The organism is Microvirga sp. RSM25, from assembly GCF_044784385.1.
GTDB classification, from domain to species: Bacteria; Pseudomonadota; Alphaproteobacteria; order Rhizobiales; family Beijerinckiaceae; genus Microvirga; species Microvirga tunisiensis.
The window spans coordinates 1,324,033-1,346,491 of record NZ_CP173039.1 but is presented as its reverse complement, the minus strand read 5'-3'; the positions used below and the strand labels follow the sequence as shown (position 1 = coordinate 1,346,491).

Here is a 22,459-nt window from a genome sequence, read left to right as displayed (position 1 = left end):
TATTGACAGGGTCATGACTCTCATGGAGCCTTAAGCCCGGAGCGGCCCTTTCGAAGACCGCCACCAGAGAAATGTCGGCGCTCTGCGCCAGCAAAAAATGGAGAGGGATATGCGTTTTCGTCACTTGCTCGCGAGCGTCGCCTTAAGCGTCGTCACCTTGGCCGCCACAGGCGCGAAGGCCGTGGAAATCGAATACTGGCAATATGTCTTTGACACGCGGGTCAAGGCGATGACCCAGCTGATCGCGAAGTTCCAGGAAGCCAACCCCGACATCAAGGTCAAGCAGACCACCTTCCCCTATGCCGATTACCAGACGAAGGTCGCCGCCGCGATCCTTGCCGGTCAAGGGCCGGACGTGGTGCAACTCTTCTACGGCTGGACCGACAATTTCATCTCCGGCAAGATGATCCGCCCGTTGCGGGCAGAGGCCTTCCCGTCTGCGGATATCGAGCGCGATTTCTTCCCGATCGTGAACGCCATGAAGCGCGGCAACGATTATTACGGCCTTCCGACGGCGGTGCGTTCTCTTGCGCTCTTCTACAACAAGAAGGCCTTCAAGGATGCGGGCCTTGACCCCAACAACCCGCCCAAGACGCTTGAGGAGCTTGTCGCCGCGGCCGAGAAAACCACCAAACGCGACGGCAGCGGCAATATCGTCTCCGCCGGCATGACGCTCGATATGGGTGGGCAGGATCACCAATGGTGGCGCGAAGTCCTGATCCGCCAATTCGGCGGGGTTCCTTACACGGACAACGATACCAAGGTCGCCTACAACGACGAGGCGGGCCTGAAGGCGCTCACCTTCTACACGGACCTACAGAAGAAGCATAAGGTTGGCCAGACCGGGTTCATGGACGAAGGACAGGCCGCCTTCCGCGCGGGCCTCGCAGCCATGACCATCGACGGCACGTTCCGCCTTGGTTCCTTCGCTACGATCAAGAGCTTCGAATGGGGAGTGACCGAACTTCCCGCCAACGCACAGGGCGTGCGCAGCAACTATGCCAGCTATTTCGCCAACGCGATCACGACGAAGGCGGAGGGCGAAAAGCTTGCGGCAGCCGAGAAGTTCCTGACCTACGTCTCCTCGCCCGAAGCCATGAAGATCTGGATGGACGTCGTCGGTGAGTTGCCGGCCCGGCGGACTGCGGCTCTCACGCCTGAGAACATCGCGCATCCCGTCTATGGTCCGTTCCTCAAGGGCCTGGAATACGCCCACACGACCCTGTTCAAGGATGAGGCTGCTCAGCGGCAGACCGCCATCGACATGGCAAACCGCGTCCTGATCGGTGGCGAAGAACCGAAGGCCTCGCTCGCCAAGGCTGCCGAAGCCGAGCAGGCGATCCTCGATCGCGCCAAGCGCTGATAAGTCGAGCCCGCGGGGAACAAGTTCATGTCCGTTGTCGCACATCGAGAGGCCGCCGCCGGCGGCCTCTGGTCGAGGATGAGCCTTGGCCAGAAGCAGCTGATATGGGCGTGGGGCTTCCTCGCGATTCCCCTTCTCTTCTACGTCGTCATCCGCTTCTGGCCGACATTCCAGGCCTTCTACCTGTCCGTGACGGACTGGAGCATCACGCGGCCCGCCGCCTTCGTGGGTCTGGAGAACTACAAGAGGCTCTTCGCGGACCCGCTCTTCTGGCAGGTGTTCCGCAACACCTTCCTCTACCTGGTCCTCGGCACGCCGATCAGCCTGCTGATCTCGTTCGTCGTCGCGTATTACCTCGACCGCATGCGGTTTATGCATTCGTTCATTCGTGCCTTGTACTTCCTGCCGTTTCTCACGACGGCGGCCGCGATGGCATGGGTCTGGCGCTGGTTCTATCAGCCCGTCCCCATCGGGGTGATCAATGACATCCTCACAGGCTTCGGCATCCCGCAGCAACCTTTTCTCCGCTCCACCACTCAAGCGCTGCCGGCGGTTCTCGCACCGGCCATCTGGGCGGGTCTCGGGTTCCAAATCATCATCTTCCTCGCCGGATTGAGGGCCATTCCAACGACCTATTACGAAGCCGCGCGGATTGACGGTCTGTCGGAAGGGGCGATCCTGCGGAAGATCACGATTCCACTGCTCAAGCCGACTCTCGTCTTTCTCGTCGTGTTCTCGTCCATCGGCTTCCTGCGCATTTTCGATCAGGTCTACAACATCAATACGAACGATCCCGGCGGTCCGCTGAATTCGACCAAGCCGCTCGTGCTGATGATCTATCAGACGGCCTTCAGCTCTTACGAGATGGGATATGCTGCCGCCCAGACGGTCGCTCTGTTTCTGATCCTGCTCGCGATCTCCCTCGTCCAACTGCGCATCATGAGAGACCGCTGATGACCCACGCTGCATCATCCCACAGGTCTCTGCCCATGTCGCGGATCAGGCCTGGCAGGATCGTCGCCTGGACGCTCCTGTTCATCGGCGGCGTCATCATGGTGACGCCCCTCCTCTTCATGCTATCCACATCCCTCAAGGATGCCTCGCAGGTCTACGACCTTCGCGTGATCCCGACAGCACCGACCCTCGACAATTACATCGAGATCCTTGGCGACGGACGCTTCACGCGCTGGTTCATCAACTCGATGATCGTGGCGGTGATCGTCACTCTCTCGAACGTGTTCTTCGACAGTTTGGTCGGTTACACGCTGGCCAAATTCCGGTTCCGGGGCCGGTACATCGTTTTCATCGCCATTCTCTCCACACTGATGATCCCGACCGAGATGCTGGTGCTACCCTGGTATCTCATGGCGAGCCAGCTCGGATGGCTGGACAGCTACTGGGGCATTATGTTTCCGGGCATGATGACGGCCTTCGGGACCTTTCTGATGAAGCAGTTCTTCGAAGGGGTGCCGGATGACTTCCTGGAAGCGGCAAGGATCGACGGCCTGAACGAGTTCACCATCTGGTGGAAGATCGCCATGCCCCTCGTGACTCCCGCCCTGTCGGCTCTTGCGATCTTCACGTTTCTCGGCAACTGGACGGCCTTCTTCTGGCCGCTCATCGTAACGACGAGCGCTGAACTCTATACGTTGCCGGTCGGGCTCTCCAGCTTCGCAGTGGAGCAGTCCATCCAGTGGGAAAAGATCATGACGGGCGCAAGCATCGCCACCCTTCCCACACTCATCATCTTCCTCTTCCTCCAACGCTACATTGTCCGAGGCGTGATGCTGGCCGGATTGAAAGGCTGAAGCCGATGACTGCAGGCACCTTCAACGACACATCCACCTTCCCGGATCCGGTCTACAAGGAGACGGTGCTGCGTCCCCTGTTCGACGGAGCCAAGGATCATCATGTCGAGGGCTTCCGCCTCATCGACCGGGCGCATCTCGTCATGCTCCACGAGACCGGGATCCTGACCATCGAGCAGGCGCGGCCGATTGCCCAGGCTCTCGAGGCCATCGACCGCGAGGTCGACGTGAGCAATCTGACCTATACCGGCGAGGTCGAGGACTTCTTCTTCCTCATCGAGAAGCAGCTTCGCGCCCGCCTTGGGCCGGACCTCGCCGGGCGGCTGCATACGGCGCGCTCCCGCAACGATATTGACCACACTCTGTTCAAGCTCGGCCTCAAGCATCGGATAGACCCGTTGCTGGAGCGCCTGGTTCGGCTGGCCGAAACCCTCGCCTCGGTAGCGGAACGGGAAAGCAGGACCCTGGTCGTCGCCTACACCCATGGGCAGCCCGCTCAGCCGACCGTCCTCGGCCACTATCTGTCCGCCGTACTCGAGACCCTGCTGCGCGACATTGCCCGCGTGGAAGCAGCTCGTGACATCGTAGACCGGAGCCCGATGGGAGCGGCCGCCATCACCACGAGCGGCTTTCCCATTGATCGCGATCTGATGGCACACTTGCTCGGCTTCAGCCGCCCCCTCCAGAACTCATACGGTTGCATCGCATCCGTCGATTACATCACGTCGACCTATTCGGCCATCGAGCTGGTCTTCCTGCATCTCGGCCGCTTCATTCAGGATCTGCAGTTCTGGACGAGTTTCGAGGTCGGACAGATCTATGTTCCCAATGCTTTCGTGCAGATCAGCTCGATCATGCCGCAGAAGCGCAATCCCGTTCCGATCGAGCATATGCGGCATCTGTCCTCCCAGACCGTCGGTCGGGCGCAGGCGATGCTCACGATCATGCACAACACCCCCTTCACCGACATGAACGACAGCGAAGGCGAAAGCCAGGGCTTCGGCTATGGCGCCTTCGAGAGTGGTGGACGTGTCCTCGATCTGCTCGCCGCGCTGGTTCCCGCGCTGAAAGTCGATGCCGATAGGGTTCGCCAGAATATCCGCCGCAGCTGCATCACCGTGACGGAGCTCGCCGACAGCCTCGTTCGCCTGGAAGGACTGTCGTTTCGCGAAGCGCACGAGATCGCGGCAGATGTCGCACGCTCCGTCGTCGCCATCGGCGGCGACATCGCCAGCGATGGGTACGACGCCTTTCAGGCCGCCTTCAATCGCTGTGCGGGCCGCGGAACGAGCGTCACTCCGACCCAATTCGCCGAGATCGTCTCGGCAGAAAACTTCGTCGCCGTCCGCGACCGGTTCGGTGGCCCGGCGCCAAAGGCACTTTCCCAGGCGATTGCCGGGTACAATCAGGATATCGCTGGCTTGCGCACCCGGATGCAGAACGCGAAGAGCCGCGCCGAGACATCCGCCCAGGATCTTCGGTCCCGTTTCAACGCCCTTCTCGGAGCCCGCTAATGGCGACTATTGAAATCGATCGCCTCGTCAAGAAGTACGGGCAAACGGCGGTTGTCCATGGCATCGACCTCGCGATCCAGGACGGCGAGTTCGTCGTGCTGGTCGGGCCGTCTGGATGCGGCAAGTCCACGACCCTGCGGATGATCGCCGGCCTCGAGGAGATCAGCGGCGGCCAGATTCGAATCGACGGACGCGTCGTCAACGACCTTCAGCCCAAGGACCGGAACATCGCCATGGTGTTCCAGAACTACGCCATCTATCCGCACGTGACCGTCGCCGACAACATCGCCTTCGGCCTCTACCGGTCGAAACTCTCCAAGAGCGAAAAGCGCGCGCGGGTGGAGCAGGTTGCGCAGACCCTTGGCCTGTCGCATCTCCTGGAGCGCCGTCCGTCGGCTTTGTCGGGCGGTCAGCGCCAGCGTGTTGCCATTGGGCGCGCGATGGTCCGCGATCCTGCGGCGTTCCTGTTCGATGAGCCTCTTTCCAATCTCGATGCCCAATTGCGCACCCAGATGCGCATCGAGATCAAGCGGCTTCATCACCGGCTCGGCACCACGTCCGTGTTCGTGACCCACGATCAGGTCGAAGCCATGACCATGGCCGACAGGATCGTCGTGATGCGCGACGGCAGGATCCTGCAGGTCGGCTCCCCGCTGGAACTCTATGAGAAACCCGTCGACGTCTTCACTGCACGCTTCATCGGCAGCCCGACGATGAATCTGCTCCCGGCATCATTGAAGCAAGGAGAGGCCGATCTGTCGGTAGGCGGCTCCATCAAGGTCCCGCCCCTGTCGCCATCGTCGTCCGAGGTTCTGGTCGGCGTTCGCCCACAGGACCTCGCCCCGGGAGTGCCCGGAGCGCCGGGCCTGTCCGTGTCGGGCACGGTCGTCGTCGTGGAAACCCTGGGTTCCGAGACCCTCGTTCACATCGAGCGCGGCGATCAGACAGTCATCGGCTCGGCGCCGGGGCGGCAGATCCCGAAGATCGGCGAGCAGCTGACCCTGCATGCTCCGGTGGAGAGGCTTTATTACTTCGACAAGGCGACAGAGAAGGCACTGGCTGCCCAATGACCGAGAAGTCCTCTGAGCGGAACAAGGTTCTGTGCCTTGGGCGGATCTATTGCGACATCATCTTCACAGGCCTGCCTGACATGCCGGTGCTTGGTCGCGAGCGCTTTGCTGAAGCCGTGACGATCGCCGCGGGTGGCGGCGCCTATATCACGGCGGCTCATCTTGCATTCCTCGGCCGACCGTCGGCTCTGCTCACACGTCTGGGAACGGACCCGCTCTCGCAAAGCCTCAATCCGGAGCTTGAAGGAAGCGGCATCGACCTCGCTTTCGTCGAGCGATCCCACGACGCCGGTCCCCAGCCGACCGTTGCCTTGGTGAAAGACGGAGAGCGAGCCTTCGTATCCCGGCGTGCCGGCACCTCCCGGCCGGCATCCCTGGAAGAGGCGCTCTCGGCGCCCGACATCGCTCACCTGCACATCGCGGAATTCGCCACTCTCAAGGACAATCCCGACGTAATCGTCATGGCGAAGGACTGCGGCCTGACGGTCTCGCTCGATCCGAGCTGGGACGATCAGCTGATCCGTCAGGATGCAGGATTCTTCGAGACATGCGCAGGAGTCGATGTCTTCCTCCCCAACGTCGAGGAGGGAGAGGCGCTGACCGGTGAAAAATCAGCCGAGACCATCCTGCGTCGTCTGCAGAAGCATTTTCCGCTGGTCGTCTTGAAACGTGGCGAATACGGCGCCATGGCATCCCTTGGGACGGCATGTGTCGCGGCAGAGGCACTTCCTGCCAACGTGGTCGACACCACCGGAGCGGGCGATGCTTTCAACGCAGGTTTCCTGCATTCTTGGCTCGGCACGTCCGATATCGAGAAAAGCCTGGCAGACGGGATCAAGGCGGGTGCCCTCTCCGTCCAATCGGCCGGAGGAGCCCCGCCGCGACTGTTGTAAGAGTCATACTTTAAGGGCCCCTCGCGACTGACTGCTTTGGATCAAACCTTCACACTAGGCCGTTCAACGAATTTCAGCTCTTGCGCGCCGAAGCGGACCACGCCCTTTGGTCCGGGGAGTGCCAGGAGCCGTCATTCCTGTCGGAGGAACACAGGGCAGAATCCCATCAGCCGGCGCGCTAGTTCGGAGGAGCAGACCAGACGCTCAGCGGCATCACACCAATTGCTTATTCCGGCCGACGTGAGAGATCAGCTCAACCGGCCTGCGATGGCATAGCTGACGAGTTGATCGATCACGTAACGGACAGCGGATCCGGCGAACTAAGCGTCCTGCCGGCCAAACTTCTTCGCATGGACCCTGGCGGAAGCCTGAAACGTTAGCTGGAACGGCAGCGCCATTGAGGATGATACGGCTGAGGGCGATCGTCCGATTGCGAGCTGCTTGGCTTCAACGCTACTCAGTAAAGCCTGCCCCTCCTCCGCGACAAGAAGGCCGCCGCGTCGCACAGCGTGACGGTGCATTCATGAACTCCGAATATAGACGCATGCAGATTTCAACATCTAATCGACTGAGCCCGCCCGGACTAGATCAGTGCCTGTCCACCCCGTCAGCCGTCCCACGACGGCCCAGTTGCCATCATCGAAGGAGAAGGACGATGGAGATCAAGCGAAGTGGTTCACAGCCCTCCGGCAAGGGACCGGCGGAATGGTTCACCGGCACCGTGCGAATCGACCCGCTGTTCAGCCCGCCCGATCCGGCCCGGGTTACGGGCGCCCATGTCACCTTCGAGCCCAGGGCCCGCACGGCTTGGCACACGCACCCGCTCGGCCAGACCCTGATCGTCACGTCGGGCCTCGGCTGGGTGCAGCGCGAGGGTGGATCCATCGAGGAGATCCGGCCGGGCGACGTGGTCTGGTTTGAGCCTGGCGAAAAGCACTGGCACGGCGCCACCGCAACCACGGCCATGAGCCATATCGCGATCCAGGAGAAGCTCAACGGCTCGCCCGTCGACTGGATGGAGCACGTCACCGACGAGCAGTACCAGGGCCAATGATCGGCTGATTATCCCTTCAAGGACATCACAATGCAGAAGAGCAAACTCGGCAGCGGCGACTTGGAAGTCTCGGCCATTGGCCTCGGCTGCATGGGACTGAGCTATGGCTACGGCCCGGCCACCGATACGCACGACGCGATCACGCTGATCCGGACGGCCTTTGAGCGCGGCATTACCTTCTTCGACACCGCAGAGGCCTGTGGTCCGTACAAGAACGAGGAACTACTGGGCAAGGCCTCGCCCCGTTCCGCGATCAGGTGGCGATCGCCACCAAGCTCGGCTTCGAATTCGATGCTAATGGCGGACAGAACGGCATGAACAGCCGCCCCGAGCACGTCAGGGAGGTCGCCGAGGCGGCGCTGAAGCGGCTCAAGACCAATGTCATCGATCTCTTCTACCAGCATCGGGTCGATCCGAATGTGCCGATCGAAGATGTCGCTGGCGCAGTGAAGGACCTAATCCAAGACGGCAAGGTCAAGCATTTCGGACTGTCCGAGGCAGGCGTCCAGACGATCCGGCGCGCTCATGCGGTGCAGCCGGTCACAGCCCTTCAGAGCGAGTATTCCCTGTGGTGGCGAGAGCCCGAGCAGGAAATCCTGCCGACGCTGGAGGAACTCGGGATCGGCTTCGTCCCCTTCAGCTCCCTTGGTAAAGGATTCCTTACGGGCAAGATCGACGAGACCACGACGTTCGGCAGCAAGGACTTTCGCAATGTCGTCCCGCGGTTCTCGCCGGAGGCCCGCAAGGCAAACCAGGCTCTCGTCGATCTGCTTGGTCAGATCGCGGCCCGCAAGCAGGCGACCCCGGCGCAGATCGCGCTCGCCTGGCTGCTGGCACAGAAGTCTTGGATCGTGCCGATCCCCGGCACCACGAAGCTGCATCGCTAGGAGGAGAACATCGGAGCGGCTGCCGTCGAGCTGAAGCTCGACGATCTGCACGATATCAAAGACGCCGTCTCGAAGATCACAGTGCAAGGGGATCGGTATCCTGCGCACCTTCACGCAAGAGTCGATCGCTGAGCAGGAGGCGCTGCATACAAGATCAGCCGTTCGGCATCGGCGCGACGTTAGCGTGATGTCGGCTTCAGTGCCGGACGGCATGAGTGCCCTTCACAACGCCCATCCAACAAGAGAAAACACCATGGCCAGCTTTTGCTACAATACCTTCTGCTATACGAGAAGCTGAGTCGCGATACTGTTGGCCCAGGCTGGCGTTCGGCGGCAAAGCCCGACACTCCGGCGATGTCGACCTATGGATTGCGATTGGCTGAATGGAGCCGACCCAGCACGTCCCGCGAAATCGATAGATTGAGTCGATGACCGCCCGCTGGTCAGATATACAACGCGAGTGCCTCGACGTGCATCAGGATGGTGGCGATCAGGCCGGTCGGCCCGGCTCCGGGGGCTATCCGATGGGGCCAAGCCGAGCGCCACGCGAAGTGAGACTGCGAGACCGCGTGGAGGTTACCGACCTTGATGCATGGCAAGCGCGGCGAAGGCCCGGGCTTGCCAATCGTGCCCTGTGAAGGCAATCTCAGCTTAGCAAGACGTTCAGCGGGTGTATGCCGGAGTATTTTCTCGTCGGGCAACAGGACATGGGAAACTGCCAAATCATGAACATGGACAGTGGGAATACCGATGCTGCCGAGATCGACGAGACGACTTTGCTCGGGCGTCGGGCGGGGCTTCTCAGCCGCCGGTCGTTTCTGATCGGCTCGGCCGCCGGTGTCGGCGCGCTGGGGCTGGCCGGTTGCGCGACATCCGATGGCATGAGCTTCGCCGAGGCGGCGAAGGTCTACGGGCCGGTGCCCGACGAGAAATTCCCGATCCCGGCGGTCGATGTCAGCAAGGTCGATCCGAAATACTATCGCCGGACAGTTCGCTACGACACCAAAGAGGCGCCCGGTACGATCATCGTCGACCCCGGCAATTACTACGTTTACCGCATCGAGGACGACGGATCCGCCACCCGCTATGGCGCCAATGTCGGCCGCGACGGGTTCAGGTGGAGCGGTGACGCCTATGTCGGGCGCAAGAGCGAATGGGCGACCTGGACCCCGCCCAGGGAGATGATCCGGCGCCAGCCCGAGGCGGCAAAATGGGCCCGCGGCATGCCGGGCGGCCTCGACAACCCGCTCGGCGCCCGCACGCTTCATCTCTATCAGAACGGCGCTTACACGCTCTACACGATTTACGCCAGCCTCGACGCCGAATCGATCGGCACCGGCATCACAAGCGGCTGCGTCGGCCTCCTCACCCAGGACATGATGCATCTGTACTCACGAACGCCGGTCAAGACGAAGGTGGTCGTCCTGCCGGCATAGCAATGGCGTCAGCCCCGATCGGGCGCGCCGGTGCGGGCAGCGCAAACAACAGGCCCGTTCTTGGAGTCCGAGAGATTGTGCGGGCGATCGCTGGAAAGTCGACGAGGCGACCTTTATCGTCACGCAAGACTCCGGGTTGGCAACGCCAGCATCCAGATTGTTGAAGAGGGTGCAGTAGAGTCGGCAGGGGTCTGGAGATGGGCGTTCCTGATCTCTGCGTCGGCCAGCCTGCTCTCGGCGTCGGCTAAGCGGTGTCTCAGTTCGCCCCTTCCCGGCCTGATCCATAGCGCATTTATGCACGGTACGAGCCCCTAAAAATAGGGACGGTGCGTATTTTGGCCCGAGTGTCCTGACCGCTTTCGACCCTCCTGCGACCATAGGAACGTCCGCTAATAGGCAAGGCACCCCGGCGACCGTCCGCGAGCCAGGAGGACGGTCCTAGGAGGACACCAGGCGTTAGATCCAGGATGATGGACCGGCCCGTGAACCCTCGATCCAGGGCTTCACCGCTCAACGCCGTCGATGCCTCACCGCATCTCTCGGGCACATCGAGGAGCCTTGAACCTTTCAGGTTCAGACACTTACAAAGTGCTCGATGATCGTTGCTACCGAATGCCGGAAAACCCTGAGGTGCGGTCATAAAATTCTGGAGCGGTTCCGCCGCAGCTAGCCTGCCGATCCATCCCCATCGGCCGGATCGAAGGTCAGCTTCAGGTCAGGCCCTGACGATCGCTTGCCCTTCACGAACGTCCGCTGAGGCCACGAGCAGACCCAAGCTAATATGCGAACACGATCGCTACCTCCCAAGATGAGTTGCCGGGGCGCTCTCAGCCTAATCATAGTGGCCTGATTACGTTCCAGCACTTGCTCAATGTGCACTCAAGGCGTGCAACCAGGAGAGGATCATGGAGATCGATGGCCTTCATCATGTGGCTCTCCCATGTACTGATCTGGAGCGCTCCCGTCGCTTCTACGTGGAGGTCCTCGGATTAACAGAGATCTCGCGACCCAGCTTGCCTGTGGCCGGAGCGTGGTTCCAACTGGGTACTCGCCAGGAACTACACATCGTTGTTGGTGATGCTCAGACAACATTCCGGAGCACGAAAGGGATGGATAGTAACGACATCCACTTTGCCATTCGGGTCACCAGCTATACACAGGCTCTGGAAGTGCTCCGAGCCAACGGGTATCGCGAGGATGCGAGCCCTGATGATCCGATGGGCATCAGGGCCTCTATGCGTGTTGGATACCCGCAAATCTATATTCTCGATCCTGACCGCAACATCATCGAGATCAACGCCGCAAGCACAGATTGAGAGCCCTCAACTGCCCCTGCGAGACCTGTACGGTCGTGATGCTTCCTTAACTTAACCGGCGAAGGTCGGCTTCCGGTCAATGTGAAACGTTGGGCAACCCAAATGAAGGTCCGCGTGTCACGCCTTTGCAGAAGTTCGGCGTACTTCTGGGATGTGCCGTTAGCGGACATTCACGAGCCGGTCGTAAGCGGACCTTCGTGCCGGCCGCATAGTCATCAGGCGTCTAGGCCCGCATTCACTTATCGCAGAAGTTGAACATAGACCTCGAGCAATAGCCCCTACGCTTTTTCGAACGCATGGCTTAGGATCGCCGCATGGGACTATTGACCTTCAGCATCAACGTCACCCTGGACGGCTGCGTCGACCATCAGGAGGGAATCGCTGACGACGAGACGCACGCGTTCTTCACCCGCCTTATGGACGAGGGCGGGGCGATGCTGTGGGGCCGTGTCACCTACGAAATGATGGAGAGCTACTGGCCGGCGGTCGCTCGCGGCGACGCGGAGGTGCCGCCGGCGATATACGAGTGGGCGGTCAAGCTGGAGGCCAAGCCGAAATACATCGTGTCGTCGACGCGAAAGGACTTCCCGTGGACCAACAGCCACCACATCGCCGAGGATCTGCGAACAGGGGTTCAGACGCTCAAGGACGCGAATCCGGAGGGCGTGCTCCTCGGCAGCGGCAAACTCGCAATCGAGCTGGACCGGCTGGATCTGATCGACGAGTACAAGCTCCTCGTCCATCCAAGGATCGCTGGCCACGGCCCGACCCTGTACCAGGGCGGGCTGCCCAGCACGCGACGGCTCGAGCTGGTCTCGGCGAAGCCGCTCCGCAATGGCGTGGTCGCCATGCACTACCGACGTGGGCGTTGACTCAGAGCAGCTTCATCGCGCTCAGGTCGGAGGACCGCCGGAGCGTAATCCCTTGTCTCCGGCTCAGCTAAGTCGGGCTTACGCGCTGCTGAGGTGCTCCCCCATAAGCTGACGTTTCGAAGGTCCGCTACGGGTCAAACTGTGCCTTTAAGCTTGGCCGTGTGAAGGTCCGCGAACCCAGCGACTGCGGAAATTTGGCTTAGGTCCGCCTCGTGCCAAAAGCAGCCATTCGTATCGCTTTCAGGTTTGATCGGCATGGCTCTCCAGACCTTCTCGCAGCGTGGGCGGCAACTCGTCGATCACGGTATCACAGGAGCGGCGGATCCATGCGGCGGCAAGCGGCAGTTTGTTCATCGATCCTGTTGCTCCTTCGAGAGGAACTCAGCGAGCGCCCGGTGTTTCCATGCGTGACGCCCACCGCGATACGCTGGCGACACCCCATCAGAACCGATCCAGCGGTGCAGTCACGGTAACCAACATCGAGTACATTGAGGCAGACCCGGTTGCTTGAGGGGCTCGCCAAGATTCCCTCGAGGGGACAACAAGCTGCCTTATGATTGGCTCCCTTCGTCGCGGCTACGCATGGCCTGCCTCAACACCTCGAAGATGACAGCTGTCGACCACCCGAACAGCAGCACGCCGTTCATGGCTGCCATCGGACCAAGCAGGCGCCAGCGCTCGACCGGAACGACGTCGCCGTAGCCAAGCGTCGTGTAGTTGACGAAAGCAAAGTACAGGACATCCGCTTCAGCAGGAGCCGCGCCAAAGATCACATAGGCGAACGCCCATGTGATCACCTCGGCAACATGCGCGACCAGCAAGACCCCGACGGTCGTGACCATGACGGCGGTGAGCCAGGAGTTGGGCCAGCGGTGCTTCCACGTCAGCGCGCGGCGGGCGGTGCCCACTACCGTCGCCATCACGATTGCATGAATCGCGATGTTACCCAAGCTGACGGCGCCACCCAGAAGAAGCTGTCGCAGCATCGTCCTCTCGCTAAGGAGCGGCAGCAGGAATCAGGTAAAGCACGGCCGCGATGATGAGGTAGAGTGCCAGGAGTTGGGCGCCCTTGAACCAGTTGGACTGTCCCGTCGTGGTAACGGTCGCGCCGAGGAGGATCGCCCCGAAAAGCATCCACATCTCAGCCTGGGAGAACACCAGCTGGAACTGCGCCTGCCCCATGGCAGGCGCGACCAGCACCAGGATCGGAGCGACGAAGAGGGCAATCTGCACGCAGCTTCCCATGGCGATGCCGATGCTGAGATCGACCCTGTTGGCCCGACCCATGGCGATGGCCGATCCGGATTCGGCCGCCCCGCCGACGAGCGCGAGCACGATCACCCCCATGAACATCTGCGACATGCCCAACGACTGTCCGGCCTGCTCGGCGGCACCAACGAGGATCTCGCTCATCCAAGCCGCGCCCAGCGACGCAACGAGCAACGTCGCAACGCCACGCGCTATACTCGGATGCTCACCGGCCTCCTCATACATCACCGGAGTATTCAGTTCTGCGAACATTTCTGGATGGGTTCTTAGAGAGTAGAGCAGGAACAGCCCATAGAGACCCAGCAGGACGACTGCCACAATCAGGTCCAGGGTGGCGTGCACGCCAAGGTGGGGCTCCGAATCCAGGGCGCGATGGAACGCGCTCGGGAGCGCCAGGCTGATCCAAGCCAGTACCATGGTCGACGAGTAAGCTCGGACCGCTTGCGGATTGTAGTCCTGAGTGTGATGACGAAGGCCGCCCAGGAGAAAGGAGAAGCCGAGAGCCAACAGAAGATTAGCGAGCAGCGCACCGATAATCGAGGCGCGCACCATCTCCAGCAGGCCTGCGCGCAGGGCAGCCATAGTAATGATCAATTCCGGGAGATTGCCGAAGGTGGCGTTGAGAAGGCCTCCGATCGTGGAACCGGTGTGCATGGCGACCTGCTCCGTTCCCTGAACGATAAGCTTCGCGAACGGCACGATCGCCAGAGCAGCGCAGAAGAAGATCACTCCCGCCGGAAGAGTGTCAGCATGATCGAGAAGGGCGGCGACAGGCGCGAGGATCAGGAGCCACAGAAGGGAGGGTCTGAACAGAGATGCCTCGGCTATCGGGTGTGCGTCAGGATATGGCTTGCCCGTCATGATCTCGTCCCCATGGTTTTCCCGCATGAGCCTGAGGGATTCCGTTCAATTCCCGTTTTCGATTTCGGTGGAGCGGCAAACTCCACCAATTGGGCATTGAGCCGCATCGGCCGTTCGCACCCAAGTCGGCCACGCCATTTCTTGAAGTGCGCAGAAGCTCCCGTCCCGTACGTAACGGTCGTATGTCGTCGCCCCGGTGCGAAGGACGACTGCACCTTGTGAGTTCACGATCCCTCTGGCCTGGGCACAGGTCATGGCGAGGGTCGTGGGTCCCGGCTGCGCAACGGCCCCTGTCGTGAGAGATGCAATGATGACAGGCACAAGGATCGGCCTCATCGCTTCCTTCCTTTCAGCATAACTCTAGCCCGGCTAGATCATAGTGCTTGATCCGTAGGGACAATCGCTTGACAGTTTGAGCCGGCAGGTCGCCGGCTCTAGCATTCCACGTTCGGCAGCAATGCGTCGGCCTTTTCGGCCGGAGCTGACGAATCCAGCCTCAAGAGAGGAAGGCTATGGGCATCAGTAAGCGGTGCCGGCGAGACTAATCCGGTTGGCCGAGTTCGCGCAGGAAGTCTCCCTCCCGCAACTGGGCATACAATGGGCGTTCGGGATTGGGTGGAGCAACCGGTTTTGAGGGTCTCGCTCTCATTGCCCCTGTCCGGCCGAATGGCCCAAACTGTCAAGCAATTGTCCCCTTCCATCAAGCATGAGCGTCCGACTGACCTATAGTGGCCCAATGGGCGATACGTGATCTTTCAAAGAACGAAAGGGTTTTCCTCCAGCATCGATAAGATCCCAACCAGGAAGCCAACGGCACCGCAGTTCGGACGCCGCCTGAAAATACGGAGTGACGGACGCCTTTCCTCAAAAGGAGATACCAATGGAAGTTAAGGGAATCGGGCGTGCTGCCAGGCTTGGACTTAGCCTCGCTGCGTTCGTTGCAGTGCCAAGCGCAATAGCGGCGGAGAGCGGTTCCAGAGCCTATCAGGGGTCTTGGCTGGCACAGGGCTCTGACTGTGCTGAGGTTTATACATCCGCAGGGAAAGGAACGTCGTTCAAGAGGCCGGTGGACCTGTTCGCTCCCGCTTTCATCGTCTCAGGAAATCGTTTGAGAACCCCTCAGGCATCGTGCCGCATCAAATCCATCAGGCCCAGCGGAGACCGCCAGCTTCTCTCCCTTGATTGTGCGAACGCGGTCGCAGGGAACGAGGTAAGGGCTCTCATGGCAACACTGCCGGATGGCTCTCTCAAACGCTACTTCAACGAGCAAGACACGACCGGGAGTTCGTACCAGCGTTGCTCGCGATGAGATCCATGGCAGCCGAAACTTTCGAGTGCCCTTACCCCGTGGCAGGGGCTGGAAGTCTGTCCCAAGCTGTCGAGATCTTGTCCTGACCAATCAAGCAAGACGATCGCGAAACGACTTCCTATCCAACGCGGAAGCGCTAGATGGAGACCGCGTGCAGCAGATGAAAGATTACTCGGCCGCCGAGACTCTGCGTGACGGGCGCTTGTTCGAAATTCGTGCCCTCAGGCCCGAGGACCGCTCTGGCCTGCTTGCTGCCGTCGGCCGGACAAGCGAGCAATCCCTCTATCGGCGCTTCTTTGGCTTCAAGCGTAACTTCACGGAGCGCGAGGTCGACTTCTATATCAATATCGACTTTGTGAGCCACGTCGCATTGGTTGCCTTGCTTGAGGAGGCCGGGCAACCGATGATCGTCGGCGGAGCGCGATACATCATCGTGCCGTCAGGCCAGGCCGAGATAGCCTTCGCCGTGGATGACGCTCATCAAGGACAAGGCATCGGCACAGCCCTGATGCGCCATCTAATAATCCTTGCCCGTCGGGCCGACCTCAACGAGCTGATTGCCGAGGTTCTGGTGGACAATGCCGCAATGTTGAAGGTATTCGAGACAAGCGGGCTCGAAATCACGACCAGCCGGGAGCCGGATGCGATTCATGTCGTGCTTCGGCTCTCGTAAGTCTGATTACCCGTTGCCATGCATTCGCCATTGCGATGAAGAGGAGAGCCCGACGGTACAGAATACAAATTGCGCGAAGCCTTCGCATCAGGCGTTCGTGAGGAACCTCAAGACAGGGCCGACGGACAATGGCCAGCCGCCCGACGGAGGCTTGTCCCAGCGAGATCTTCCGATGCGCTGATTTGCGGTCCCTTGTGGAAGGCTCTAGAGCACCGGCCCCAAAAATGGAATGCGCTCTTGTGCTTGATCCGATGCTCCGTCTCTTGGCCGGCATATTGTGTGACGCGGAAAATCGAGACCAGTTTTCGCTGCCGCGGGCCTTCGATTCCGCACGATGCGCCAGCGCCCCTGCCCTTCGTTTCGCCCTTCTGCACCCGCCGTGTCCGCGCCTTGACCGTCGGAGACAATCCGTTGATAATTTTAGGTAGAGATCGGTCGGCGGCAGGCGCCAGTTAGAAATACCGTTACAAGACCTTTAGCTCACTCCAGAATCCTTTCGGCCTCGGGGAATCCAATCCAGTATGGGGCTGTCGAGATGCACGTTCGCACTGAGCCCATCGATCCAACAGCTAATCCCAACCGCGCTTGGATGGTTGTGGGCTTACTGTTTCTGTTCATGCTCATCAATTTTGCCGACAGAGCCGTGCTCGGACTAGCTGCGATCCCGATCATGCAGGAGCTGGAACTGAGTCACACCCAGTTTGGACTGATCGGGTCAAGCTTCTTCATATTTTTCTCGGTGGGAGCCGTCATCGGCGGCTTTCTTGTGAACCGCGTTGGCACCAATTGGGTGCTCGCCGGCTCGGCGCTGATCTGGTCTCTGTGCCAGCTACCCATGCTTCTGCCTGTCTCAATGGCCGCATTGATCGCCAACAGGCTCGTCCTGGGCTTCGGCGAGGGGCCCGCCTACCCGATTGCGGCACATGCGATCTACAAATGGTTTCCGAGCGAGCGCCGCGCCATGCCCACGAGCTTCGTTGCCATCGGTGCCCTGGCTGGCAACGGGATCGCGGCACCAGCGCTCGTCGCCATCGTAGCCATATGGTCGTGGCATGTCGCATTCGGATTTCTCGGTGCCGTCGGCCTTGTCTGGTGTGCCGCATGGCTGATGCTTACCCGCGAAGAGCCCCCAGTACCCGACACCATGATCAGGGATGAATTCGAGACCCATGTGTCATATCGCGAGTTTCTCCGCTGCCGCACGGCGCTCGGCGTTCAGGTCGTCGGCTTCTTCGCCTATGGACTATTGACCGTCGCCGTTGTCTGGCTGCCGACAGCCCTGAGCCAGACCTTTGGCTACACGCCGATCCAAGCCGGTTGGATCATGACGCTGGTCGCTCTCGGCCAGATCATCCTCCTGCCGGCCGTATCGGCACTTTCAGATGGGCTGCAGCAGCGCGGTGTTTCGAGCCGGTTCGCACGCGGATGGACGGCCTGCGTCAGCACTGTTGCTGCAGGCTTGCTGACACTCTTGTTGTCTCAGTGCGAGGGATCGACCGCAGCCATCCTATGCACGGTCCTCGCCTTTTCCCTCTGCAACGTGATCTTCGTGCTTGGGCCATGTCTCATCGCCGAGGTCACTCCGGCCCGGCAGCGGGGTGCCGTCCTTGGGATCAATACCGCCATTACGACGCTGGCCGGACCTCTCGCACCGGCAGCCGTGGGGATGGTGGTTGACATCAAAGCCGACCCCGCGTCCGGGTTTCGCATGGCCCTACTTCTTGCAGGAACCCTCGTCGCAGTAGGCGGACTTTCGGGGTTTTTCCTAATCGATCCGGAGGCGGATCGGGCGTCGAAATCCTGCTGATCCCGTGTTTAAAGCATATCTTACTAGTATTTCTGACACCGGTCCGTGTGCCCATTGAGACTGAGCTCGTAGCGCCTGGGCGGAATGGCTCAAACTGTCAAGGGATTGTCCCCTCCGATCAAGCGCGGCCCTCCGGCTGAATTAGGCTGACCAAAAGGCCGGGCTCGAGTGGCGCACCCCTTCTCGCCGTCGTTAGGTGAAAGTGGGGTCGTCCGTAGCGCATCTCAAGCATCAGCCTTCAACGGGAGGATGCGCCTATGACCAGCACCATTAGGGACGACGAGTTGCTTCCGGCATCGGCGGAACCGATCAGCATTCCGTCAGGTATCGATCGTCGGGCGTTCCTCATGCGCAACGCCGCTATTGGGGCGGCCGCCGTGATGACCGGAACGACATGGTCGCCTGAGGCCCGCGCGCAACAGGCCGCGACAGAAGCTGCCGCGCAACAATCTGCGAAGGAAGTCGCTGGAAGCGATGCCGGTCTCAAGATGAGCTCGGCTCTTTCGCCCGATCTTGAAGTCGTCAAGGCATCGAAAGGCCCGGTGATGACCGTGGCCGACGAGTTCTACAAGGTCGGTCCCGGCCCCTCGAGTTCGCATACGATTGGGCCAATGCGCATTACATACGATTTCTATCAGCGCTGCACGAAGCTGCCGGCGGATCAGTTGGCGCAAGCCACCGGCCTCAAGGTCAACCTCTTTGGCAGCCTGAGTGCAACAGGCAAGGGTCACGGGACCGAGCGCGCCGCTTTGGCAGGTCTGGTCGGCAAAGAACCGGCGACCGTGGACCCGTTATTCCTCGATGAAATGATTGCCAAGCCCCAGCAGACCTATCCGGTGAAGCTCGGGAGCAAGACTCTCGACCTGTCTTTGGCCGACATTATCTATGATGCGCCGAAAGGCGATTTCCCGCATCCGAACACCATGACCTGCAGGCTCATGGCGGGCGACAAGGTGCTCCTTGAACAGGAGTATTATTCGGTCGGCGGCGGCTTTATCGAGTGGAAGGGCTATGAGCCGCCCAAGAAGGGGCAGCCGAAATATCCCTATGCGACGATGAAGGAGCTGCGGCAGCACGCGGAGAAAAACAATCTCTCGATTGCCGAGGTCGTGATGGCGAACGAGATGGCCGTGTCCGGAAAGAGCGAGGAGCAGATCAACGCCTTCCTGGACAAGATCGCCAACGCGATGATCGCTACGGTGAAGACCGGCCTTTCCTACAAGGACGACGTTCTGCCTGGACCGATCAAGCTCCACTCCAAAGCCGCGACGGTCTGGGAGCGGGCGATGAACGACACCTATATGAGTGACCGCGCGATCGGGCTCGTATCGGCCTGTGCGCTCGCCGCCTCCGAGGAGAATGCCCGCGGTCATCTGGTCATCACAGCGCCGACCGGCGGCTCCGCAGGCGTGATGCCGGCCATTGTGTACGCCCTGACTCAGAGCGGTCGATCCGTGCCGATGGACAAGATCCGACAGGGCCTGCTGGCAGGCGCCGCCGTCGGCTACCTGTGCAAGCACAACGCGACGCTGGCTGCGGCGGAAGGCGGCTGCCAGGCAGAGATCGGTGTCGCGTCCGCCATGGCCGCAGCGCTGATCACACAGATCCTGAACAGCCCGCCACACGTGATCGAGAACGCGGCCGAGTCGGCCCTTGAGCATCACTTAGGCATGACCTGCGATCCGGTCGCAGGCTATGTGCAGGTCCCCTGCATCGAGCGTTGTGCTTTCGGGGCTGTAAAGGCCTGGGCGGCTGCCATGATCGCCACCAATGAGATCGCAAGCCGGCACCGGGTGGATCTCGATACAACGATCAAGACGCTGGCCGACACCGCACGAGACATGAACCCGAAATACAAGGAAACAAGCGAGGCTGGTCTGGCTCAGAACCTGACTCTCTGCTGAGTCCCTCTGCCGTTGAACGTGAGCGATCTCGGATTTATTGAACCAATGTCCCATGAATATCATGGGAGGAGGCTGCCATGCCAGATGAAGCCATTACTGCTCAGAGGCCCACAGGTTCTCCGAAGCACACGCCAGGACATCATGGAGCAGGCGCCGCTTCTACATCCAAGCCGGCGGATGGATCGGATGCAGCAGGCTCCATAAATGGGTGGACAGGTTTCACGCCCGGACAGTGGCAGCAAGCCATCGACATTCGGGACTTCATTCAGCGAAATGTCACGCCCTACAACGGCGACGAAGGCTTCCTGGTGGAACCCAGCGAGCGAACGAGAGCTGTCTGGGATAAGCTCCAGCCCTACTTCCAAGAGGAAATCCGGAAAGGGGTTTTGGATGTTGATGCCAAAACCCCTTCCTCGCTCACCGCTCATCAGCCCGGCTACATCGACCGTGATAATGAAGTGATTGTCGGCCTCCAGACCGACGCGCCGTTCCGACGCGCCATTATGCCGTATGGCGGGTTGCGCATGGTGGAGGCCGGACTGAAGGCGGCCGGCTTTGAACCGGACCCCATCGTGCACGACATCTTCACCAAATACCGCAAGACCCACAATGAGGGTGTCTTCGACGCCTATACACCGGAGATCATGGCCTGCCGGCGCAGCCACATCATTACGGGTCTGCCGGACTCCTATGGCCGAGGCCGGATCATCGGCGACTATCGCCGAGTGGCGTTGTATGGAACCGACAGGTTGTTGGCAGCCAAACGAGCCGAACGGGCTCTGCTCGACGCCAAATGGCCGACGGACGACGTCATTCGCGAACGGGAGGAACTGGCCGAACAGATGCGGGCTCTCGCTGACCTGGCGACCATGGCCAAAAGCTATGGCTGCGACATCACGCAGCCCGCAGCAAATGCGCGTGAAGCGGTGCAATGGACCTATTTCGGCTATCTCGGCGCCATCAAGGAGGCAAACGGCGCGGCCATGTCCATCGGCCGTGTTTCCTCTTTCCTCGACATCTATATCGAGCGCGATCTGAAGGGCGGCACTCTCGATGAGGCAGGTGCGCAGGAGCTTATCGATCAGCTCGTTCAGAAGCTCCGCATCGTGCGCTTCCTGCGCACGCCCGACTACGACGCCCTGTTCTCAGGCGATCCCTATTGGGCGACCGAGTGCATCGGGGGCATGGGCCTCAACGACCAGCCTCTGGTGACGCGGGCGAGCTTCCGCATGTTACACACACTGACAAATCTTGGACCAGCGCCCGAGCCCAACATAACGGTGCTCTGGTCGAAGCAGCTCCCTGACGGCTTCAAGCGCTACTGCATCAAGGTTTCGGCCGAGACATCCTCCATCCAGTACGAGAATGACGACCTCATGCGCCCGTACTGGGGCGACGATTACGGCATCGCCTGCTGCGTGTCGGCTATGCGCATCGGCAATCAGATGCAGTTCTTCGGGGCACGGGTGAACCTTGCCAAGTGCCTACTCTATGCCATCAATGGTGGGCGAGACGAGGTGAGCGGCGACCAGGTCGGTCCGGCGTCAGCGCCCGTGACCGGAGATGTTCTCGACTACGAGGACGTGACTGCGAAGTTCGACACCATGATGGAATGGCTGGCACAGACCTATGTCCACGCCATGAACTGCATCCACTACATGCATGACAAGTATTACTACGAGCGTCTGGAAATGGCGCTGCACGACCAGCAGATCCTGCGCACGATGGCGTTCGGGATCGCCGGTTTGTCGGTGGTGGCCGACAGCCTTTCCGCGATCAAGCACACGAAGGTCAAACCAATCCGCCGTGATGACGGGCTGATCGTCTCCTACGAGATCACGGGCGATTACCCGCAATACGGCAACAACGACGATCGCGTCGACAGCATCGCGGCTGACCTCGTTTCGACCTTCATGAAGAAGATCCGCAAGCATCCCACCTATCGCAATGCGATCCATACGCAGTCGGTCCTGACCATCACGAGCAATGTCGTCTACGGCAGGAACACGGGCGACACGCCGGATGGGCGCAAGGCCGGCGAGCCCTTTGCCCCGGGCGCTAACCCGATGCATGGCCGTGATAGCCACGGATGGCTTGCCTCGTGCCTGTCAGTCGCGAAGCTGCCGTACGCGGATGCGCAGGATGGCATCAGCTACACTGTGTCGGTCACGCCGAGCTTCAATCGGCAGGATCAGGGCGAGAAGATCACGCAGGCCGTGAAGGTCATGGATACTTATTGCGGCCAGGGCGGGTTCCACATGAACCTCAACGTCCTCAACCGCGACACGCTGATCGATGCCATGGACCATCCGGACAAGTACCCGCAATTGACGATCCGGGTTTCGGGCTATGCGGTCAACTTCGTCCGTCTCACCCGGGAGCAACAGATGGACGTCATCAGCCGGACTTTTCATGGTGAGTGA

General features: G+C 60.7%; 16 protein-coding genes and 1 pseudogene. 15 read left to right on the top strand and 2 right to left on the bottom strand.

Annotated elements, in window-relative coordinates; all coding sequences use genetic code 11:
• The first annotated feature begins 97 nt into the window (after positions 1-97).
• The 11 genes and pseudogenes from ACD578_RS06510 to ACD578_RS06460 all read left to right on the top strand — a co-directional run bounded on the left by ACD578_RS06510 (position 98) and on the right by ACD578_RS06460 (position 12,213).
• On the top strand, positions 98-1,363 hold the full coding sequence (locus ACD578_RS06510) for an extracellular solute-binding protein (RefSeq protein ID WP_404291892.1): 1,266 nt from the start codon (positions 98-100) through the stop codon (positions 1,361-1,363).
• A gap of 78 nt (positions 1,364-1,441) precedes the next feature.
• A complete protein-coding gene (locus tag ACD578_RS06505) occupies positions 1,442-2,317 on the top strand; it encodes a carbohydrate ABC transporter permease (RefSeq protein ID WP_404293725.1) in 876 nt (291 codons plus the stop codon).
• Entirely contained in the window at positions 2,317-3,171 is an 855-nt protein-coding gene (locus tag ACD578_RS06500; RefSeq protein WP_404291891.1) for a carbohydrate ABC transporter permease, read from the top strand. Before ACD578_RS06505 ends, ACD578_RS06500 begins: the two co-directional genes overlap by 1 nt.
• Positions 3,172-3,176: 5 nt before the next feature.
• Positions 3,177-4,685: an argininosuccinate lyase gene (gene argH, locus ACD578_RS06495; protein WP_404291890.1), complete on the top strand. Its 1,509-nt coding sequence runs from the start codon at positions 3,177-3,179 to the stop codon at positions 4,683-4,685.
• The gene (locus ACD578_RS06490; RefSeq protein ID WP_404291889.1) at positions 4,685-5,755 is read left to right on the top strand and encodes an ABC transporter ATP-binding protein; all 1,071 of its coding nucleotides are present in this window, start codon (positions 4,685-4,687) and stop codon (positions 5,753-5,755) included. Before argH ends, ACD578_RS06490 begins: the two co-directional genes overlap by 1 nt.
• Positions 5,752-6,648 (top strand): carbohydrate kinase family protein, encoded by an 897-nt coding sequence (locus tag ACD578_RS06485; protein ID WP_404291888.1) that lies wholly within the window; start codon positions 5,752-5,754, stop codon positions 6,646-6,648. Before ACD578_RS06490 ends, ACD578_RS06485 begins: the two co-directional genes overlap by 4 nt.
• A 655-nt stretch (positions 6,649-7,303) precedes the next feature.
• Complete coding sequence (locus ACD578_RS06480) at positions 7,304-7,702, top strand: cupin domain-containing protein (protein ID WP_404291887.1); 399 nt, start codon at positions 7,304-7,306, stop codon at positions 7,700-7,702.
• Positions 7,703-7,732: 30 nt separating this feature from the next.
• Positions 7,733-8,721: pseudogene (locus tag ACD578_RS06475) on the top strand (aldo/keto reductase).
• 599 nt (positions 8,722-9,320) lie between these two features.
• On the top strand, positions 9,321-10,025 hold the full coding sequence (locus ACD578_RS06470) for a L,D-transpeptidase family protein (protein WP_404293723.1): 705 nt from the start codon (positions 9,321-9,323) through the stop codon (positions 10,023-10,025).
• Positions 10,026-10,930: 905 nt separating this feature from the next.
• A complete protein-coding gene (locus tag ACD578_RS06465; protein WP_404291886.1) occupies positions 10,931-11,341 on the top strand; it encodes a VOC family protein in 411 nt (136 codons plus the stop codon).
• Between the two features lie 314 nt (positions 11,342-11,655).
• On the top strand, positions 11,656-12,213 hold the full coding sequence (locus tag ACD578_RS06460) for a dihydrofolate reductase family protein (protein WP_404291885.1): 558 nt from the start codon (positions 11,656-11,658) through the stop codon (positions 12,211-12,213).
• A gap of 551 nt (positions 12,214-12,764) precedes the next feature.
• Here ACD578_RS06460 and ACD578_RS06455 read toward each other — a convergent pair.
• Complete coding sequence (locus ACD578_RS06455; protein ID WP_404291884.1) at positions 12,765-13,199, bottom strand: potassium channel family protein; 435 nt, start codon at positions 13,197-13,199, stop codon at positions 12,765-12,767.
• A gap of 10 nt (positions 13,200-13,209) precedes the next feature.
• Entirely contained in the window at positions 13,210-14,343 is a 1,134-nt protein-coding gene (gene cax / locus ACD578_RS06450) for a calcium/proton exchanger (protein ID WP_404291883.1), read from the bottom strand.
• A gap of 1,469 nt (positions 14,344-15,812) precedes the next feature.
• Between cax and ACD578_RS06445 the strand changes: the two genes are divergently transcribed.
• The 4 genes from ACD578_RS06445 to pflB all read left to right on the top strand — a co-directional run bounded on the left by ACD578_RS06445 (position 15,813) and on the right by pflB (position 22,459).
• On the top strand, positions 15,813-16,325 hold the full coding sequence (locus ACD578_RS06445; protein WP_404293721.1) for a GNAT family N-acetyltransferase: 513 nt from the start codon (positions 15,813-15,815) through the stop codon (positions 16,323-16,325).
• 535 nt (positions 16,326-16,860) lie between these two features.
• Complete coding sequence (locus tag ACD578_RS06440) at positions 16,861-18,132, top strand: MFS transporter (RefSeq protein WP_404291882.1); 1,272 nt, start codon at positions 16,861-16,863, stop codon at positions 18,130-18,132.
• Positions 18,133-18,389: 257 nt separating this feature from the next.
• Positions 18,390-20,036 carry an L-serine ammonia-lyase gene (locus ACD578_RS06435; RefSeq protein WP_404291881.1) on the top strand — a complete coding sequence of 549 codons (1,647 nt, stop codon included), beginning with the start codon at positions 18,390-18,392 and terminating at the stop codon, positions 20,034-20,036.
• Positions 20,037-20,113: 77 nt separating this feature from the next.
• Positions 20,114-22,459, top strand: coding sequence for a formate C-acetyltransferase (gene pflB / locus ACD578_RS06430; RefSeq protein WP_404291880.1), 2,346 nt, complete (start codon positions 20,114-20,116; stop codon positions 22,457-22,459).

Bases quoted from the DNA above. Each gene is read 5' to 3' on its own strand.
- ACD578_RS06510 (WP_404291892.1), top strand. From the start codon at position 98: ATGGAGAGGGATATGCGTTTTCGTCACTTGCTCGCGAGCGTCGCCTTA.
- ACD578_RS06505 (WP_404293725.1), top strand. From the start codon at position 1,442: ATGAGCCTTGGCCAGAAGCAGCTGATATGGGCGTGGGGCTTCCTCGCG.
- ACD578_RS06500 (WP_404291891.1), top strand. From the start codon at position 2,317: ATGACCCACGCTGCATCATCCCACAGGTCTCTGCCCATGTCGCGGATC.
- argH (WP_404291890.1), top strand. From the start codon at position 3,177: ATGACTGCAGGCACCTTCAACGACACATCCACCTTCCCGGATCCGGTC.
- ACD578_RS06490 (WP_404291889.1), top strand. From the start codon at position 4,685: ATGGCGACTATTGAAATCGATCGCCTCGTCAAGAAGTACGGGCAAACG.
- ACD578_RS06485 (WP_404291888.1), top strand. From the start codon at position 5,752: ATGACCGAGAAGTCCTCTGAGCGGAACAAGGTTCTGTGCCTTGGGCGG.
- ACD578_RS06480 (WP_404291887.1), top strand. From the start codon at position 7,304: ATGGAGATCAAGCGAAGTGGTTCACAGCCCTCCGGCAAGGGACCGGCG.
- ACD578_RS06470 (WP_404293723.1), top strand. From the start codon at position 9,321: ATGGACAGTGGGAATACCGATGCTGCCGAGATCGACGAGACGACTTTG.
- ACD578_RS06465 (WP_404291886.1), top strand. From the start codon at position 10,931: ATGGAGATCGATGGCCTTCATCATGTGGCTCTCCCATGTACTGATCTG.
- ACD578_RS06460 (WP_404291885.1), top strand. From the start codon at position 11,656: ATGGGACTATTGACCTTCAGCATCAACGTCACCCTGGACGGCTGCGTC.
- ACD578_RS06455 (WP_404291884.1), bottom strand. From the start codon at position 13,199: ATGCTGCGACAGCTTCTTCTGGGTGGCGCCGTCAGCTTGGGTAACATC.
- cax (WP_404291883.1), bottom strand. From the start codon at position 14,343: ATGACGGGCAAGCCATATCCTGACGCACACCCGATAGCCGAGGCATCT.
- ACD578_RS06445 (WP_404293721.1), top strand. From the start codon at position 15,813: ATGAAAGATTACTCGGCCGCCGAGACTCTGCGTGACGGGCGCTTGTTC.
- ACD578_RS06440 (WP_404291882.1), top strand. From the start codon at position 16,861: ATGCACGTTCGCACTGAGCCCATCGATCCAACAGCTAATCCCAACCGC.
- ACD578_RS06435 (WP_404291881.1), top strand. From the start codon at position 18,390: ATGACCAGCACCATTAGGGACGACGAGTTGCTTCCGGCATCGGCGGAA.
- pflB (WP_404291880.1), top strand. From the start codon at position 20,114: ATGCCAGATGAAGCCATTACTGCTCAGAGGCCCACAGGTTCTCCGAAG.